The organism is Gemmatimonadota bacterium, assembly GCA_041390125.1.
Taxonomy (GTDB): domain Bacteria; phylum Gemmatimonadota; class Gemmatimonadetes; order Longimicrobiales; family Gaopeijiaceae; genus JAGQIF01.
Window position 1 is genome coordinate 15,303 of the sequence record JAWKQN010000018.1, and the last position, 16,954, is coordinate 32,256.

The 16,954-nt window shown below is 71.0% G+C and carries 17 protein-coding genes; 9 read left to right on the forward strand and 8 right to left on the reverse strand.

Going from position 1 to position 16,954, the window contains the following annotated elements:
* Positions 1–41: 41 nt before the first annotated feature.
* The 4 genes from R3E98_17915 to R3E98_17930 are packed head-to-tail and all read right to left on the reverse strand — an operon-like array spanning position 42 to position 2,826.
* The gene (locus tag R3E98_17915) at positions 42–788 is read right to left on the reverse strand and encodes a CoA pyrophosphatase (protein ID MEZ4425280.1); all 747 of its coding nucleotides are present in this window, start codon (positions 786–788) and stop codon (positions 42–44) included.
* The gene (locus tag R3E98_17920) at positions 785–1,504 is read right to left on the reverse strand and encodes a radical SAM protein (GenBank protein MEZ4425281.1); all 720 of its coding nucleotides are present in this window, start codon (positions 1,502–1,504) and stop codon (positions 785–787) included. Before R3E98_17920 ends, R3E98_17915 begins: the two co-directional genes overlap by 4 nt.
* Complete coding sequence (locus R3E98_17925; GenBank protein MEZ4425282.1) at positions 1,501–2,460, reverse strand: proline dehydrogenase family protein; 960 nt, start codon at positions 2,458–2,460, stop codon at positions 1,501–1,503. The genes R3E98_17920 and R3E98_17925 overlap by 4 nt, the downstream gene beginning before the upstream one ends.
* 6 nt (positions 2,461–2,466) lie before the next feature.
* The gene (locus R3E98_17930) at positions 2,467–2,826 is read right to left on the reverse strand and encodes a hypothetical protein (protein MEZ4425283.1); all 360 of its coding nucleotides are present in this window, start codon (positions 2,824–2,826) and stop codon (positions 2,467–2,469) included.
* Positions 2,827–2,959: 133 nt separating this feature from the next.
* On the opposite strand from R3E98_17930, the gene R3E98_17935 reads away from it, so the two are divergent.
* The 3 genes from R3E98_17935 to R3E98_17945 all read left to right on the forward strand — a co-directional run bounded on the left by R3E98_17935 (position 2,960) and on the right by R3E98_17945 (position 5,640).
* The gene (locus R3E98_17935) at positions 2,960–3,994 is read left to right on the forward strand and encodes a zinc-binding dehydrogenase (protein ID MEZ4425284.1); all 1,035 of its coding nucleotides are present in this window, start codon (positions 2,960–2,962) and stop codon (positions 3,992–3,994) included.
* A gap of 1 nt (position 3,995) precedes the next feature.
* Positions 3,996–4,346 (forward strand): nucleotide pyrophosphohydrolase, encoded by a 351-nt coding sequence (locus R3E98_17940; protein ID MEZ4425285.1) that lies wholly within the window; start codon positions 3,996–3,998, stop codon positions 4,344–4,346.
* Between the two features lie 100 nt (positions 4,347–4,446).
* Positions 4,447–5,640, forward strand: a complete 1,194-nt coding sequence (locus R3E98_17945; protein MEZ4425286.1) for a glycosyltransferase — start codon at positions 4,447–4,449, stop codon at positions 5,638–5,640.
* A gap of 92 nt (positions 5,641–5,732) precedes the next feature.
* Here R3E98_17945 and R3E98_17950 read toward each other — a convergent pair whose 3' ends face one another.
* On the reverse strand, positions 5,733–6,992 hold the full coding sequence (locus R3E98_17950; protein MEZ4425287.1) for a M28 family peptidase: 1,260 nt from the start codon (positions 6,990–6,992) through the stop codon (positions 5,733–5,735).
* A gap of 179 nt (positions 6,993–7,171) precedes the next feature.
* Here R3E98_17950 and queG point away from each other — a divergent pair, with 179 nt between their 5' ends.
* A complete protein-coding gene (gene queG, locus R3E98_17955) occupies positions 7,172–8,365 on the forward strand; it encodes a tRNA epoxyqueuosine(34) reductase QueG (protein MEZ4425288.1) in 1,194 nt (397 codons plus the stop codon).
* Between the two features lie 582 nt (positions 8,366–8,947).
* Here the strand turns inward: queG and R3E98_17960 are convergent.
* Positions 8,948–9,682 carry an APC family permease gene (locus R3E98_17960; protein ID MEZ4425289.1) on the reverse strand — a complete coding sequence of 245 codons (735 nt, stop codon included), beginning with the start codon at positions 9,680–9,682 and terminating at the stop codon, positions 8,948–8,950.
* On the opposite strand from R3E98_17960, the gene R3E98_17965 reads away from it, so the two are divergent.
* The 5 genes from R3E98_17965 to R3E98_17985 all read left to right on the forward strand — a co-directional run bounded on the left by R3E98_17965 (position 9,681) and on the right by R3E98_17985 (position 15,582).
* Complete coding sequence (locus R3E98_17965; GenBank protein ID MEZ4425290.1) at positions 9,681–9,857, forward strand: hypothetical protein; 177 nt, start codon at positions 9,681–9,683, stop codon at positions 9,855–9,857. The two genes, R3E98_17960 and R3E98_17965, sit on opposite strands and share 2 nt — an antisense overlap.
* A 257-nt stretch (positions 9,858–10,114) precedes the next feature.
* On the forward strand, positions 10,115–10,300 hold the full coding sequence (locus tag R3E98_17970; protein MEZ4425291.1) for a hypothetical protein: 186 nt from the start codon (positions 10,115–10,117) through the stop codon (positions 10,298–10,300).
* 302 nt (positions 10,301–10,602) lie between these two features.
* Positions 10,603–13,650: an amidohydrolase family protein gene (locus R3E98_17975; GenBank protein MEZ4425292.1), complete on the forward strand. Its 3,048-nt coding sequence runs from the start codon at positions 10,603–10,605 to the stop codon at positions 13,648–13,650.
* Between the two features lie 285 nt (positions 13,651–13,935).
* Complete coding sequence (locus R3E98_17980; protein ID MEZ4425293.1) at positions 13,936–14,088, forward strand: hypothetical protein; 153 nt, start codon at positions 13,936–13,938, stop codon at positions 14,086–14,088.
* A 249-nt stretch (positions 14,089–14,337) separates the two neighbouring features.
* Entirely contained in the window at positions 14,338–15,582 is a 1,245-nt protein-coding gene (locus R3E98_17985) for an ATP-binding protein (GenBank protein MEZ4425294.1), read from the forward strand.
* Between the two features lie 27 nt (positions 15,583–15,609).
* Here the strand turns inward: R3E98_17985 and R3E98_17990 are convergent, their stop codons facing one another.
* Entirely contained in the window at positions 15,610–16,083 is a 474-nt protein-coding gene (locus tag R3E98_17990; GenBank protein MEZ4425295.1) for an anthrone oxygenase family protein, read from the reverse strand.
* Positions 16,080–16,937 (reverse strand): NAD(P)H-binding protein, encoded by an 858-nt coding sequence (locus tag R3E98_17995; protein MEZ4425296.1) that lies wholly within the window; start codon positions 16,935–16,937, stop codon positions 16,080–16,082. The genes R3E98_17990 and R3E98_17995 overlap by 4 nt, the downstream gene beginning before the upstream one ends.
* Between the last annotated feature and the right edge of the window lie 17 nt (positions 16,938–16,954).

Below are 16,954 nucleotides of genomic sequence, written 5' to 3' on the forward strand. Positions count from 1 at the left end.
CCGGAGCCGGTCGCTCCGGGGGCCCGTGTCGTTCGCGTGCCTTACGCCGAGCGGGGCGTCCGCCAGGACTCGATGAACGTCTTGAGGATCCGGTAGGTCAGTCCCCAGACGATGCGGCCGTCCAGCTCGTAGGCGGGAAACTCCCGGATGGTCCCGATCAGGGGGATGTCCACCGTGCGCTGCCGGGACGGATCGAGCAGGTGCGCGAGCGGCACCCAGTGGACGGAGGCGATCTCGCCGGCCTCCGGGAACGCCTCCGTCCGCGAGGGCGCGGCGAAGACGAACGGGTGCACGTCCAGCGTGGGCAGGCGCCGCGACTGCGGGCTGATGGAGTCCAGGCGCCCGAGCGTCCAGCTCGAATCGAGCAGCACGCGCGTCTCCTCGGCGGTCTCGCGGATGGCGGTGGCCACCAGGTTGGGATCGCCGGGATCCCGGCGGCCGCCCGGCAGCGCCATGTGGCCGGACCAGGGGTCGCGGGGGCTCTCGGCGCGCTTGACCAGCAGGAACTCCAGGTCTTCCGCGGCCGGCCGCAGGACGATGGCCACCGCCGCCTCCCGGCCGGGGCGGGCGTCGAAGGGTCGCCCGTCCGCATTAAGGCTGGCGGGGTCCAGGCCGGCCCGGATCCGGTCGAAGCGCAGGTCGAGCGGTTGCAGGTACATGGGCGCGTCGTGCGTGGGCGCGAGGGACGAGGTGTGGCGCCGGCCCTGCAAATCGCGGGCCCCCGTGCTGCGATCGGGGCCCACGGGCGTGCCGTCCTCGACGATCGGAGCGCCGCGGCCTCTGCTCATACGCCCTTCGCGGACGGACCCCACACCGCCTTGTGCAGCTGGAGCTGCAACCGGAAGGGCAGCCCGGACGCGAGGATGCGCTCGGACAGGGCGCGCAGGAAGGGACTTCCCTCCGGATCGTGACCCACGCGGTCCCAGACGGGCGAGACCAGGAGCGCGGCCAGCCGGCCCTCCCGTACGCGCGTGTCCAGGCCGTGCTCGCGCACCCGGGCCTCGGCCCAGTCCAGATCCTCCAGGTCCGCGACCACGAACTTGAGCTCGTCGTGCCGGGTCAGATGGTCCAGGTTGCCCCACAGGGTACGCGCGCTCTCGCCCGAGCCCGGGCACTTCAGGTCCATCACCTTCACGGCCCGCGGGTCCAGGGGGGCGACGTCGAAGGCGCCGGACGTCTCCACCAGCACGGTGTACCCGGCGTCCAGCAGCCGACGCACCAGGTCGTAGGCGCCGGGATGGGCCAGCGGCTCCCCTCCCGTGACCTCCACCAGGCGGGTGCCGAACGCGGCCACGGCGGCCTCGATCTCGGCGAATGTCATCCGGGTGCCGCCGTGGAAGGCGTACTCCGTGTCGCACCACACGCAGCGCAGCGGGCAGCCGGTCAGCCGCACGAAGACGCAGGGCAGCCCCGCCCAGGTGGACTCCCCCTGGAGGGAGTGGAAGATCTCGGTGATGCGAAGGAAAGGCGGGGCCGAGACCGGAGACGGGACCGAGCCGCTCACCGGCCGTCCCGGCCGTGGTTCCCGAACAGGGAGCCGAGCGGCGATTCCTTCAGCACGCTGCCCGCCAGGAACACCACGTTGGCGGGGCGTTCGGCCAGGCGGCGCATGAGGTAGGGGTACCAGGCCTCCCCGAACGGGATGTACACGCGCACGCGCCACCCCTGCGCCACGAGCTGCTGCTGCAGGTCGCGGCGCACGCCGTGCAGCATCTGGAACTCGAAGCGGTCCGCGCCGATCCCCTCGCGGTTCGCGTACTCCAACGTGGCGCGGATCATGGCGTCGTCGTGGGTGGCGATGCCGGGGTAGTGGCCGCGCGAGAGCAGCACCTCCATGGCCCGCACGAAGCTCGCGCGCACCTCCTCACGGTCCTGGTAGGCGAGGCGTTCCGGCTCGGCGTACGCGCCCTTGCAGAGCCGGACCCGCGCGCCCAGGTCCACCATGCGCTCCACGTCGGCCTGCGTGCGGCGCAGATAGGACTGCAGCACCACGCCGATGTCGCGCACACCCTCCGACCAGAGCGTGCGGAACGCGGAGAGCGTGCGGTCCGTGTAGTCGGAGGACTCCATGTCGAAGCGCACGAAGATCCCGCCCGCCTGCGCCTGCTCCAGCACCCGTCCCAGGTTGGCGCGCAGGAAGGTGTCGGAGATGTTCTGGCCCATCTGGGTGAACTTGAGCGAGACGTTGGCGTCCAGCCCGTCCCGGCGGATCCGCTCCAGCACCTCCACGTAGCGATCCGCCGCGGCGCGTGCGGCTTCCTCGCTCTTCACGGATTCGCCGAGGTAGTTGGCGGTGGCGGTGAGCCCTTCGGCGTTGGCGGCGCGCACGGCGTCCACCAGCTCGTCCACGGTCTCGCCGGCAACGAAGCGGCGACTGAGGCCGCGCGTCAGCGGCGTGCCGGTGATCAGACGCCGCGCGGCGGAGGATTCGCTCAGGAACAACAGGCCTTGGCGCAGCACGGCAGGTCAGTCGTCCGAGAGATCCGCGGTCTGTTGCCGGATGGCGTCGTTGAGCAGCTCCTTGACGTGCACGAGCTGCAGGCGGCCGAGCGCCTCCTCCACGTGGATGCGGTGGCGGCCTTCCACGAGGGTGGGCGTCTGGACGTGGCCCACCACGCCGAGCCCCGTCTGGGCCCACCGCGGGAAGACCAGATAGCCCACGTACGGGGCCCGCAGGTCCCCCTGGCTCTCGATCTCGATGGACACGGTGTAGGGGTGCCCGTCCGGGCCTTCGAACGACGGCGGTCGCTCGTGGATGGACAGGTATCCACCCAGCGTGCCGTCCGGGAGCTCGCCCTTTCCGTTGGTGTGGTCCTCGTTCGCCATCCTTCAAGCTAGCAGGTTCGGGCCGCTCGCGTGGCCAGGGGTCGTTCTCTCGCGTGGCCGGGGTCGTTCTGCGGGGCTCCGTCGACCCCCCGCAGCGGTGGACGCGGCCGGCCCCTGCGGGTAGAGTCCTGCCGTGAACGCCGCCTTCTTCCGCCGCCACGGGGGCCCCGACGTCGTCGAGGTGGGCTCCCTTCCCACGCCCGAGCCGGGCCCCGGTCAGGTGCGCGTGCGCGTGCGTGCCAGCTCGCTCAACCACCTGGATCTGTGGGTGCGCCGCGGACTGCCGGACGCCCCTCCGCTGCCGCACGTGGGGGGCTCCGACCTGGCAGGCGAGGTGGAGGCGCTCGGGCCGGGCGTCGAGGGCGTGGCCGTGGGCACGCGCGTGGTCGTCGATCCGTCCCTCGACTACGACTGGTACGATACCCCGCCCGCGGGGGGCGGGCTGCCTTCCGGCCGCTTCCGGGTGCTGGGCGAGCACGTGTGGGGCGGCTTCGCGGAGTACGCCGTGGTGCCGGCCCGGAACCTGGTGGCGCTGCCGGAGGACGTGGGATGGGAGACGGCGGCGGCGGCCGGGTTGGCGTTCGTGACCGCCTGGCACGCGTTGCTCGGTCGGGCGGCGCTGCGCGCGGGGGAGCGCGTGCTGATCACGGGAGCGTCGGGTGGCGTCTCCACCGCGGCGGTCCAGATCGCGCGCCTGACCGGCGCGCGCGTGTATGCCGTGACGTCCGGGCCCGCCAACGTGGAGCGCGTGCGGGCGCTCGGGGCGGACGTGGTCTACGATCGCCTGGAGGACGGGTGGGGCAAGGCGCTGTGGGCGGAGACGGGAAAGCGCGGCGTGGACGTGGTGCTGGATTCGGTGGGCGAGGCGCTGTGGCCGCAGCTGCTGCGCGCGCTCGCGCCCTACGGCCGCCTGGTCACCTACGGCGGCACCACCGGCGCGAACGGGCTGACGTCCATCCCGTTGGTGTTCTGGAAGCAGCTCACCGTCCTGGGGAGCACCATGGGCTCGCCGGCGGAGTTCCGCACCGTGATGGACCTCGTCTTCCGCGGTGTGCTGACCCCGCAGATCGAGGACGTGCTGCCGCTCTCCGAGGCGCGCGCCGCCCACGAACGGCTGGAGGCCGGCGGGGTGTTCGGCAAGCTGGTGCTTCTGCCCGGAGAGGGATGACGTGGACCTGAAGGAAGCGCAGGAGCGCGTCGACGCCTGGATCTCGCAGTTCGAGGAGGGCTACTGGCCACCGCTGGCCAACCTGGCCCGCCTGATCGAGGAGGTGGGCGAGCTGGGCCGGGAGCTCAACCACCGCTTCGGCCACAAGCCCAAACGCGCGGACGAGCCCGAGCAGGACCTGGCGCTGGAGCTGGCCGACGTGCTGTTCGTGCTGATCACGCTCGCCAACTCGCAGGGGATCGATCTGAGCGCCGCGCTGGAGCAGGTGCTGGAGAAGTACCGCGTGCGCGACAGCGACCGCTGGACGCGCAAGCGCGAGCCGGGGGACGGCGACGCCGCGGACGGTGGGTGAGCGGAGCCGCGGTGCGGTCGGCATGTGAGCGAAGGAGGTTCGCGGCCTGCGCGCCTCGTGCGGCGCGCGACAGGACCCTGACCCCCCGCGCCGGTCACCGATGAGCGTGGCGCTGGGGCTGCTGCCCTGGATCGTCTTCGGGTTCGTGGCGGTGCTGCGGCTCAAGGATCCGATCCGGCTCTCGAGCGGGGGATCGGGCACGGCCGACCCTGAGGTCGCCGGCGCGTCGGCCTCCGGTGCGTCGCCCGCGCCCCTCGTCAGCGTCATCGTCCCGGCCCGCAACGAGGCGCTCTCCATCGAGGAGTGCGTGGGCAGCCTGCTCGCCTCCACGTATCCCCGCTTCGAGGTGATCGTGGTGGACGACCGCTCCACCGACGACACCGCCGCGCGCGTCCGCGCGTTCGCCGATCCCCGTCTGGCCGTGCTGGAAGGGGAGGATCTCCCGCCGGGGTGGTTCGGCAAACCGTGGGCGTGCTGGCAGGGTGCGCGCGAGGCCACGGGCGACGTGCTGCTCTTCACCGACGCGGACACCTGGCACGGCCCGGAGCTGCTGGAGCATGCCGTGCGCGAGCTGGACGTGAGTGGGGCGGATGCGCTCACGCTGCTCGGGGACCAGCGGATGGGCTCCTTCTGGGAGCGCGTGGTGCAGCCGCAGATGTTCTTCCTCATCGCGGCGCGCTACCCGGATCTGCGGAAGCTGTACCGTACGCCGCTCCAGGATCCGGCGCGCTGGCCGGAGGCGATCGCCAACGGGCAGTACATCCTCGTGCGGCGTTCCGTCTACGACGCCGTGGGCGGCCACGAGACGGTGCGCCACGAGGTGGTCGAGGACCTGCGGCTCGCGCAGGAGCTGGTCCGCGGCGGGCACGCCTTCCTGCTGCGCGAGGCGCGCGGGCGGTTCGCCACGCGCATGTACCGCTCGCTCGGCGACCTGGTGGGTGGGTGGAGCAAGAACGTCTGGACCGGCAGCCGGCAGTCGGTGTCGGGCCCGCTGGGCCGGGTGCTCCTCCCGGCGGGGGTGCTGGCGCTGCTGACCCTGTGGGTGGTGCCGCCGCTCGCGCTGCTCGCCGCCCTCGCGGGCGTGGGCGGGACGTCCTTCCTGGTGTGGGCCGCCATCACGACCGGGATCGTCTTCCTGTTCTGGGCGGTGGCGGGGGCCCGCTTCGGGACGCGCTGGTTCTACGGCTTCGCCGCCCCGCTCGGGGCGGCGGTCACCGTGTGGATCCTGATCCGCAGCGCCTGGCGCGGCTCACGCATCGAGTGGAAGGGGCGGACGTACGAGGGGAGCGGATAGCCGCCCCGCGTCGCCGCGCACGGGGCCCGCGGCGTCCCATGCGACGCCCCGGTACCGCGTCAGCGCGCGAGTCCGCGCCCGACCGCGCTCGCTCAGCGGTTCAGACTCGCCCCTGCCAGCTGGGCCACGGCCGCCAGCGTGGTCTGGGCCGCGTTGAGGCCCAGCCGGAAGTCGTCGTCGGTATAGGTGATCCAGACGTCGGTGGGCTGATGCCAGTTCGGGTCCCACCCGGCGCCCACCTGCGCGCCCCGCTCGTTCTCGCGCAGGCTGATGGCCGGCACGATGTCCATGAACGGTGTGGAGTCCGTGTTGGTCATGTGCGGACCCACCGTGGCGGGATAGTCCGTCGCGTAGCGCTCGTTGGCGGACTTGAAGAAGAAGGCGAGCGCCATGGACTCGGGCGCGCGCTCGGAGCTGGACTGGAACTCGATGTTGACGTCCGCCTCCGGCCGCTGATCCCGGCTCACCGTTCCGTCCGGCCGCGGTGCGCCATGATCCCACAGCATCATGTCGTGCTGGATCATGCCCAGCCACCGAGGCTCCGGATACTGGCCCGAGCCGCGTGGCTGCTCCACCCCTTGCAGCGCCTGGCGCTGCTCCACGTACGCACGCGCGCCGTTGAGGCCGGTCTCCTCGTTGTTCCAGAGCACGAAGCGGATCGAGCGCTCGGTCTGCACGTCCGGCGCGCTGAAGATACGCGCCAGCTCCATGACGAGCGCCGTGCCCGAGCCGTCGTCGTTGACCGCTTCGTTGACGCCGTGCCCGTCCATGTGCGCGCCGATGATGTACATCTCGTCGGGACGCGTGGTGCCGACCTTGGTGCAGTAGACCTGCTGGCGCTCGCCGTCCACCGGCTCCTCCGCGTTGAGCGCGCGGATACGCTCGTCCGGCTGCGCCATGGGATCACGGTTCACGCCGGTGGGACCCCGGTGCCCGAAGATCATGCTGCCGCCGGGGCCGGGCCCTCGGCGTCCGACGCGGCCCCCGGTGGCGGTGGTCAGGTCCTCGGGCGCGGGCGGCCCTCCGGCGCGCGGACCTCCGCCTCCCCCGCCGCGCGGCGGGGGCGACGTGTACTCGTACGTGATGCGCTCGGTGTTGGTGCACCCGAAGGCCTGGAGCTGCTGCTCGATCCAGTCCACCGCGTCCCGGTTGCGCTGCGTGCCCTGGCGCCGGTCCCCGAACTGCGTGAGACCTTTCAGCGTGGTCTTGTAGTGCTCCAGGTCCAGTCGGGCGACGAGCCCTTCGATGGCTGGATCCGACTCCTGGATGGGCTGCTGGGCCGTCAGAGGTGCGGCGAGCAGGGGAAGGACCGCAACGAGCAGCGCGGGTACCATGGCGCGGTGAGGATGCATCGGGCGCTCCGGACGGCGGACGACGGGACGGACGTACCGACCTCACGGTACCGGGCGGACGATCCCGGCGCGAGGGCGGGCGGCCGAGGCGCGGGGCGTGGGCCTGCCGGGATCCACGCCGTGGTGCAGATCCGTACCGCGGATGCGAAACGGGCGGATGCGCAATGGATCGAGGAGGCATGGACCCACGGATCGAGGATGCGATCATCGCGGAGGCCCGCGCGCTGGGGTTCGCGGCGGCGGGCATCGCGGACGTGCGTCCGAGCGACCACCGGGACGCGTACGAACGCTGGATCGCGGCCGGCCACCATGGGGATATGGGGTACCTGGCGCGCGCGGACGCGCGCGCACGCCGCTATGATCTGACCCGGACGCTGGAGGGCGTGCGCGCGGCGGTCGTGGTGGCGCACGACTACGGCGATCCCGACCGGGAGGCGGAGCCCGCCGGTCCCGACCGGGGGGTGATCGCGCGCTACGCGCGCGGACGGGACTACCACAAGGTGGTGCCGCCCCGGCTGAAGCGGCTGCACCGCTGGATCGAAGCGCGCGTCGGTCACGCCGTGCCCGGCCGGGTCTACGTGGACACGGGACCCCTGCTCGAGCGCGAGCTGGCCCTGCGGGCGGGGCTGGGCTGGGTCGGCCGCAACACCATGCTGATCCATCCGCGCCGGGGCTCGTACTTCTTCCTGGGCGTGCTCCTGCTCGGGCTCGACCTCGAGCCCACCGGAACGGCCGTGCGCGACCACTGCGGAACGTGCCGGGCCTGCCTGGACGGGTGTCCCACGGGTGCGCTCCTCGGCCGCGACGCGGAGGGCGCGCCCGTGATGGATGCGCGCCGCTGCATCTCCTACCTGACCATCGAGCACCGGGGCCCCATTCCGGTGGAGCTGCGGCCCCTGATCGGGAATCGCATCTACGGCTGCGACATCTGCCAGGAGGTGTGTCCCTTCACGCAGCGCTTCGCGGAAGCTCCCACCGAACCCGCGTATGCGGCGCGCGGGCCGGGGGAGCGGCCGGTGGGCGTGGAGGCGCTGCCCGGTGAAGCGACGCCGTCGTTGCGGGGGCGCCCCGACGTTCCTGCGGAAACGCCCGGGCGGGTGCATGCCCATCCGGGCACGGACGCCCCGTTGCTGGTGGAGCTGATGCGGATGACGCGGGACGAGTGGGACGCGTTCACGCGGGGGAGTGCGATCCGGCGGGTGGGATTCGCGGGTTTCAGGCGGAATGTGGCGGTGGCGATGGGGAACTGGCTGGCGTCCGCAGACGAGCCCCCGAGTGAGGCGGTGGCTGTGTTGCAGGACGCGCTCGAGGACGAGGAGCCAGTGGTGCGGGAGCACGCGGCGTGGGCGCTCGGAGGAGCAGAAGACAACTGAACCAGAGGACGCATCCGCGGCTACCGACGGCGGGACTCCGTCCAAGGGTTCGGTGGTGGCTTTCCTCAAGAGAGTCCATGGAGCGCGCTTGGATTGGATCCATGCAGCGCATATCGCGAGCTCCGTGAGCACATCCAGATTCCATACACAAGGAAGAGGCAACCTGATATTCCTGGTGCGAGGCGCGCCCACCCTCCCCCGCAGGAGCCGTGATGGAGAGTGCGAGGGCGCCGGGTGGGTTTTGGGGCCGAGGCCCCGCTCACTCGCTGTCCTGCTCCGGTGGCGCGAGGACGGAGGTGGGTGCCCTATGGCTCGCCACCCGCCGGTGGGTGAGGTGTCCGGCGATCCCCGCCGCTAGCCTGCCGAGCCCGATCAGCCAGATCTCCTGCTCCACCCAGAATGCCAGCCCGAGACAACCGACCAGCCCCACCGCAGGCCCCCAGCGTGGATACCGTCGCTGGTCCGCGGGCAGCCGCAGCGGGCCAGGTTCGTGATCGCGTAGTAGACCAGCACGGTGAACGCACTGAACGACCATGTTGTGCGTACGTCGCCGAGCGCGGCGATCCCGGCGATGAGCAGGCCTCAGGCCCATACCGAAGCGACCGGGCTCGCCCGCTCCCCATCGATGCGCGCCAGGAGGTCGGGAGCGTCGCCGCGACGGGCCATCGCGAGGAGCACGCGGGAGAGGCCGAGCACGAGGTTCAACAGCACGCCGGCCATCGCGGCCACGGCGGCCGCCCCCAGCGTCCAGGCGAGCCACGGCCGCTCGTGTGCCTCGGCCACGCGCTCGAGCGGGGCCGCGGTCCGCTCCGCCGCCTCACCGAACCCGTCGGCACCCAGGCCCCCGACGCCCGAGGCGGCCACGCCCAGGTACAGCACGGTGACCACGCCCACCGTCAGGAGGATCGCACGTGGAATCACCTGCCCCGGATCCCGGACCACTTTGCCCAGCGTGGCGATCCGGCCGTACCCGGTGTACGCGACGAACGTCAGGGTACTCCCGTGGAGGAGCGCACCCACGCCCCCGACGCCGCCTCGTTCCGGGAGCAAGGGAGTGAAGCGCGAGAGCCCGTCCGAGGGGGGGACGGGAAGCGCAGTCGCAACGAGAAGGACCAACCCGAGGAGCGCCGTGCCGACCACCAGGGCATTGCTCCGGTTCGACCGGCGGATCCCGCCGGCCACAGAGCCCGTGATCGCGATCGTCCCGGACACGGCCACCACCCCGTGCCAGCCTCCTCCGTCCACCCCGAGCGGATCGAGCAGGTATCCCGCGAGGCTCAGGGCGGCGGTCGTTGCGGACGCGCTCTTCGCGAGCATGAACATCAAACCGGCAGAGAACCTGCCGCATCGGCCTCCCCGCGTGTCCCCTGCTCGCGGCCCTCTTCAGGCCCAGTTCGACCTCGATCAGCCCCCGGCCTTCGATCTCGCGGCTCCTGAGCCCATCCCGGAGTTCGAGTTCGATCAGTCTACTCCCCCTGACTGGGAGTTCTGAGAGGCAGGACCCGGCCCCTTCCGCGCGCCCCCGGTGGCCGTCTCCCCCCGCCCTCCCAGCATCCTTCGGGCCCCGGTTCCCATGGCGCCTCGTCCACCTCCGCTCCGGCCGCTCTCCCACGCATCCCGCGCTCACGACCGGCCCCTCCATCCCCGACTCTTCGGCACCTTGCACGGCCAGATGCCGCACCCCATCGTCTCTCCGCACCTCAGAGGGCCTTTGAAGTTCCTATTCCTTGACAGAGGAACGTCTTTGCGGTGGCGGAGCAATCCGTCGAGCGCGTGAAAACGGAACGCTGCAAGCGGCGGAACGATCCACGCCGTCACATCGCGCTGGCGGTTTTCGCCGACGGCATCGATACTCTCGACAATCGCGCTCGCCGGCACAGTGTCTCTGGTGGCGTCAGCGCTGAACAGCTCGAAGTCAGCCACCAGACTGCCTGACGCCGAAGGAACGCGTGTCTTCCCCCCCCACACCGTACGCCATGCCTCGTCGCCGCCACTCGCTCCTCGCCATTGCCCCGGCCGTCGTCCTGCTGGCGCCGCTCGCCGCCGGCGCGCTGCACGCGCAGGCGGCCCGCGACGCCGCCTGGGACGCCACGCGTCCGCGCGGCACCACGCGCGCCATCGACTTCACCGTGTCCGAAGGAACGTGGACCTCGGTGGACCTCTCGCCGGACGGAGGCTGGATCGTCTTCGACCTGCTGAGTCACGTCTATCGCCTCCCCGCGTCAGGAGGGACCGCCGTGAGCCTCACGCAGGGGAGCGGCATTGCCTCGAACTTCCACCCGCGCATCTCCCCCGACGGCAAGTCGATTGCCTTCATCTCGGATCGCGCTGGCGGGGAGTTCAACCTGTGGATCATGGACGCCGACGGCAGCAACCCGCGCGCGGTCGCGCTCGACCCCAAGCGCCGCATGCTCTTCCCGCAGTGGACCCCCGACAGCGCGTACCTGATCGTGGTCGTCGACGGCGATGATGGACTGCGCTCGCTCGTGATGTACCACCGCGACGGCGGGACGGGCGTGACGCTGGTGAAGGGAGAGGTGGGGAGGAATCCCTTCCGCCCCGCCATTTCGAGCGACGGACGCTACCTCTACTACGACGTCTACACGGCACGCCCCACCGGCTTCTGGGGGCAGGACGACGTGCTGAAGGGGGCGGTGCAGCTGCACCGCTACGACCGGCAGACCGGCGTGGTGCGCCCGATCACCGGGGGAGAGCTCGCGCAGCAGGATCGCAACTCGAGCGGCGGCGCCTACGCGGCGGAGCCAAGCCCTGATGGTCGCTGGCTCGCCTTCATGCGCAAGGTTCCGGGAGGGACGCTCGAGTACAAGGGACAGCGCTTCGGCCCGCGCAGTGCGCTGTGGCTGCGCGACCTGCGTCTGGGGACCGAGCGCCTGCTGATGGACCCGGTCGAGATGGATCTGTCGGAGGAGAGCATCCCGGTCAACGGGAGCTACCCGATGTATCGCTGGGCGCACGACGGCCAGAGCCTCGTGATCCATCAAGGCGGCAGAATCCGGCGCGTGGATATCGTGAGCGGCGCCGTCTCGACGATTCCTTTCTCGGCGCGCGTGCAGCGCACCATGTCCGAGGCCGCGCTGGCGAAGCGGCGCGTGAGCGACGCCCCATTCGACGTGCGCTTCGTCCGGTGGGGGGCGACGTCGCCTGACGGGCAGGCCGTCGTCTTTCAGGCGCTCGGTAGGCTCTGGCTCCAGCCCCTCCCCACCGGCACACCACGCCGCCTCACCCCCGTGGGCTTCGAGCCGTTCGAGTTCCAGCCTGCCTGGTCGCCCGACGGCCGCCGTATCGCCTTCACCACGGTCGATGCGCAGAATCGGGGGGCGCTCTGGACGGTGGCGGCTGGCGGTGGTGCCCCTGTGCGCCTCACGCGCGAGGTCGGGGAGTACATGAACCCCGCCTGGACGCCCGACGGTGACGAGATCGTGGTCGCCCGCGGTTCCGGCGCCTCGGCGCGTGCGTCGTCTCTCAACCGGTCGACCTGGTTCGACCTGGTGCGCATCCCGGCAGTGGGGGGAGACGAGACCGAGATCGTGCAGACGGCGCGCCGCGGAACGCGCGGTGTGGAGTTGCGCCCGTCGGTCGGCATGGATGGTCGGCTGTACTGGGCCAATGCGGCAAGCGGCGACGTGCGCGGAGTGGAGGTGACCTCGGTACGCCTGGACGGAAGCGACCAGCGGGTGCACGCCGTCGTGCGCCACGCCGACGATGCCGCCGTGGCGCCCGACGGTCGCCATGTCGCGTTCATGCAGGGGGGGAACACGTACCTCTCGCCGCTCCCCGCGGGCGTGACGGGCGCCAGCCCCCCGGTACTCGCCAAGTCCGGCGGCGCATTCGCGGCCGCCGCGCTCACCACCGAGGGGGGGCTCTACCCGCGCTGGCGTTCGGCAACGGTGCTTGACATCACCAGCAGTAACCGGGTGTACACGTACGACGCATCCAGCACGCGCACGGACACCACGACCATCACGCTCACCGCGCCGCGCGCGCTCCCCACCGGGACGATCGCCCTCACCGGCGCGCGCATCGTGACGCTCGACGAGGACGGGGTGATCCCCAGCGGAACGATCGTCGTGCGAAACGGGCGCATCGCCTGCGTGGGAAGCTGCGCCACGGCCGGCGCCGATCGCGTGGTGGACGTCGCAGGCACGACGATCATCCCCGGTTGGGTCGACATGCACGCCCACCATCACCGCGAGCACGTGGGGATGATGCCGCGCCAGAACTTCGAGTCGGCGATCTACCTCGCCTACGGCGTCACCACGACGCACGATCCGGCGCCGACCTCCAGTGCCGCCTTCCCGACCGCCGAACTGATCGAAGCGGGGGAGATGGTGGGGCCGCGCGTGTTCAGCACCGCCGAGGCAATGCGTGCCGGAGACGCCGGGCTCACCAATGACATCTCGTCACGCGCGCTGGCCGTGCATGACGTGCGGCGCCGCCAGGCCTGGGGGGCGGTGATGCTGAAGCAGTACCTGCTGCCCACACGCGAACAGCGACAGTGGGTGCTGGACGCGGCGCGCGAGGTGGGGCTGCGCGTCACCGCCGAGGGCAGCCAAGACCTCAACTACAAACTCGGGATGATCATGGACGGCCATACCGGGGGCGAGCACCTGACCGTGCAGTCGCCGCTCTACGCCGACGTGACGACCTTCATCGGGCAGGCGCGCTACTTCTATTCGCATACGCCGCTGGTCAGCGGCTATGGCGCGTGGAACGAAGAGTGGTTCTGGCAGGAGAGCCCGGTGTGGAAGGACACCAAGCAGGGGCAGTGGATTCCGTGGCGTCAGCTCATCCCGCACACACGGCGCTTCATCCAGCGTCCCGAGACCGATTACTCCAAGGACATCGTTGCTCAGCAGGTTGCCGACATCATTGCGGCTGGTGGCTACTCGGCCGTCGGGTCGCACGGGCAGCAGCCCGGCCTCGGATCGCACTGGGACGTCTGGATGCTGGCCAAGGTGACTGGGGCGATGACCGCGCTCGACGTGGCGTCGATGCACGGGGCACGCTTCCTCGGCATGGAGGAGGATCTCGGATCGATTGCCGTGGGCAAGCTCGCCGACCTGATGGTGCTCAACGCCAACCCGCTGGAGAACATCCGCCACACGGCCAACTTGCGCTACGTGATGAAGGGGGGGACGCTGTACGATGCCGGTTCACTCGACGAGATCTGGCCGCGTCCGCGCCGCTTCGGCGACGCCTGGTGGTACGTCCCGGAGATGTTCCTGGAGAGCACGAAGCCTGTGAACGGCTACGACCGGCGCTGAGCGCCGCCTCGCTGCCTGTCTGCCCTCCGTGACCTACCTGCACGCGCGGACGAGCCTCCTCTGGATGACGCTCATGCACTAGGCGCTCCTGTTTCCGGTCACCATACCCGTCACCGGGGTGGACTGCGGCTGCTGTTGCGACGCCACCCGCGCGAGCGACCTCCGCTTCCCGCAGCCGTCTGGAGTCCCTCTGGCCTCGTCATCGCGACGTTGGCCTGGGCCGCCGCCTTCGTGCAGCCACCCGATGCGCCGTGGGATGGGTGGCGATGGCCAGGGCTCATAGGTGTGATCGCGCTGCCACTCGCGGTCGAGCGGTGGCGCACCACCCGCGATCGGCGCGTGATCGGCGCTTCCCTCGTGCAGATCTGGCTCCTGATCGTGAGTGCCTGGGTGGCGGCTGCCGCCGTGAGTCCGGGAAGCGGGCTGGGTGCGTTGTAGTGCCGCGGTCACGTCCTCACAACGACCGACAGCGCGACGCGGTGTGCAGCTGGCGGACACCTCGGACTCCGGACGTCCGTGGTGGGGTCGGGATGCGCCGACGGATCGTGGTCGCCGTCGACGAAGGCCACTAGCCAGGCCCTAGCTCGCGAACGATGCCGCGGCCTGGGTGCTCCGGATCGGCGAGCTGCTGGGCGGCGCTCACCAGCGGCGCAGGGCGGCACAACTGCCTGTTCATTCGTTTCATGAATGATTATCATACACATCATGGTGCCCCAACTCACCCCACGGGTCCTGACCGCCGCCGTCCAGCGGGTCGCCCGTACGATGCCCGTCGTGGTCGTCACCGGCGCCCGCCAGACCGGGAAGAGCACGCTGGTAGCCGACTTGCTCCCCGGCCGTCGGACCTACGACTCCTTGGACGACCTCGAGGTGCGGGCACTGGCCGAGCGCAGGCCGGACGAGCTCGTGGGACGACCCGGGGCCATGGTCCTGGACGAGGTGCAGAGGGTCCCGGACCTCCTGCTCGCCGTGAAGCGAGCCGTGGACCGGGACCGGCAGCCGGGCCGCTTCGTCCTCACGGGATCGGCCAACCTGCTGCTCATGAAGTCCGTCTCGGAGTCCCTGGCCGGACGCGCGGCGTACCTGAGCCTGTGGCCGATGACGCGCCGCGAGCGACTGGGCCTCGGCCGGGCCGGCCTCTGGTCGGAGCTCCTGGAGCATCCCAGCGAGGACTGGCCCGACGTATTGGCGGGAGCGGACCCCACGGCCGCAGACTGGAGGGCGCTCGCGGCGGAGGGCGGGTATCCCGTTCCGGCTCTGAAGCACGCGGATCCGGAGGATCGTGCGATCTGGTTCGACGGCTACATCCGCACCTACCTCGAGCGTGACCTGCAGGACCTCTCTTCCATCGACAACCTGGTCGATTTCCGCCGGCTCATGGGCGCGGCGTGCCTCCGGCTGGGGCAACTCGTGAACCAATCGGAGCTCGGCAGGGACGTTCAGCTCCCACAGCCGACGGTACGCCGATGGCTCAACCTTCTCGAGGCCTCCTATCAGCTCGTGCCGGTTCCCGCGTTTGCCGTCAATCGTACGAAGCGGCTGATCAAGACGCCCAAGACCTTCTGGTCCGATACGGGCCTTGCGTTGCGCCTGGCGGGCCTCGATGCCCCCACCGGAGCGCACCTGGAGAACCTCATCCTCTCGGACCTGCTCGTCTGGCGCGATGCGGCCACGGTGGATCGGCCGGGACTCTTCTACTGGAGGACCGCCACGGGGGAAGAAGTGGACTTCGTGGTCGAGCGACGCGGCACCCTGCTGGGCATCGAGGTAAAGGCCACAACGCGGCCCCGTCCCTCCGATGCCAGGCACCTGCAGACGTTCCGCGAGGAATATGGCGATGCCGTGCGGGGGTGCGTCCTGCTCCACGCAGGGACGCACACCGAGTGGCTGGGACCCCGCATCCTTTCCGCGCCGTGGTGGAGCGTGGTCTAGCGTCCGCCAGCCACTCCTCGCCGACGCCTACCCCCTGAGCAGCGCCGCCGCGAGGAGCGTCGTGGCCACCATCCCCAGGACGGACCGGACGGTGTTCCAGCGGGTCCAACGAACCAGATAGATCCTCCAGTACTCGGCGGCTTCGGCGGTCCCAGGCGGGGAGGCCGCCAGCGCGTTGTTCATGGGAACGTTGAGGGCCGCGGTCACGCCGAACACGCCGACGACGTAGACGCCGGCCCCGATCACCGCCGGCAACCCTCCCCGTCCGTGACCCAGCAGCGTGAGCGCCGCGACCGCGACGCACACCACGGTGGTGCCCATGAAGAGCAGGAGGAAGAGCGGGTTCAGGATGCGTTCGTTGATCGTCACCATGGTGGCCGCTCCCTCCCCGTGCTGCGCCAGGGACGGCATCACCGTATTGGAGAAGATCCACAGGATGCCGGTCACCACGCCGCTGCCGACGACGGCGGCGACGGTCAGCGCGTCCGCGAGTCCGTTCACGCCGCCGTCCTCCAGGCCCCTGACGCCGCCGCGGCCCGCGCCCACTCGTCTACGCCGCGGGCGGGACGCCCCAGGGCACGCTCAACGCCGTCCACCACGTGCGCGTTGCGTCCGTCGAGCACGGTGGAGAAGAGATAGTCGAGCATCCACGTAACCTCCTTCGGCGCGCCGGACCGGCGAACCTCCGCCAGGAACGCGTCGTGAGGCACTTCGACGTACGCGATGTCCCGTTCGAGCGCCTCCGAGAGCTCCCTGGCGAGCTGCGCGAACGTCAATGCCCGTGGACCGGTCACCTCGTAGATCTCGCCCGCGTGCCCGGGCCGGGTCAAGGCGGCGATCGCCACCTCGGCGATGTCGTCGGCGTCCACGAACGGCTCGGGCACATCCCCTCCCGGAAGCGTGATCCGGCCATCGAGCACCATTCCGGCGAAGGCGCCCTCCGAGAAGTTCTGGAGAAACCAGCTGGCACGAACGACGGTCCACTCCAGGCCGCTCGCCTGGACGATCCGCTCACACGCCTGCGCTTCCGGCTCGCCCCGCCCGGAGAGGAGGACGAGGCGCTTCACCTCGTGGGACCGGGCCCGATCCACGAGCGCCTGGATGGCGTCGGTCGCGCCCGGCATCGCCAGATCCGGCGCGTAGCTGATGTAGACGGCCTCGGCGCCCCGCAGGCAGGCGTCCCAGCTCTGCTCGTCGTCCCAATCGAACGGCGGAGTGGCGCTGCGCGAGCCGATGCGGACGGGAAGGCCGATGGCGGCCAGGCCCGCGGCGATCCTGCGGCCGGTCTTGCCGGTGCCTCCGAGCACGAGGATCGGACCGGAGGGCGTGGGGGTCGTCGACGGAGAGGTGTGCATGATCTGCTCCTGTTCGG

Excerpts from the sequence above, each read along its gene's own strand:
- R3E98_17995 (MEZ4425296.1), bottom strand. The coding sequence starts at position 16,937 with ATGCACACCTCTCCGTCGACGACCCCCACGCCCTCCGGTCCGATCCTC.
- R3E98_17930 (MEZ4425283.1), bottom strand. The coding sequence starts at position 2,826 with ATGGCGAACGAGGACCACACCAACGGAAAGGGCGAGCTCCCGGACGGC.
- queG (MEZ4425288.1), top strand. The coding sequence starts at position 7,172 with ATGGACCCACGGATCGAGGATGCGATCATCGCGGAGGCCCGCGCGCTG.
- R3E98_17960 (MEZ4425289.1), bottom strand. The coding sequence starts at position 9,682 with ATGCTCGCGAAGAGCGCGTCCGCAACGACCGCCGCCCTGAGCCTCGCG.
- R3E98_17915 (MEZ4425280.1), bottom strand. The coding sequence starts at position 788 with ATGAGCAGAGGCCGCGGCGCTCCGATCGTCGAGGACGGCACGCCCGTG.
- R3E98_17945 (MEZ4425286.1), top strand. The coding sequence starts at position 4,447 with ATGAGCGTGGCGCTGGGGCTGCTGCCCTGGATCGTCTTCGGGTTCGTG.
- R3E98_17965 (MEZ4425290.1), top strand. The coding sequence starts at position 9,681 with ATGAACATCAAACCGGCAGAGAACCTGCCGCATCGGCCTCCCCGCGTG.
- R3E98_17985 (MEZ4425294.1), top strand. The coding sequence starts at position 14,338 with ATGATTATCATACACATCATGGTGCCCCAACTCACCCCACGGGTCCTG.
- R3E98_17950 (MEZ4425287.1), bottom strand. The coding sequence starts at position 6,992 with ATGCATCCTCACCGCGCCATGGTACCCGCGCTGCTCGTTGCGGTCCTT.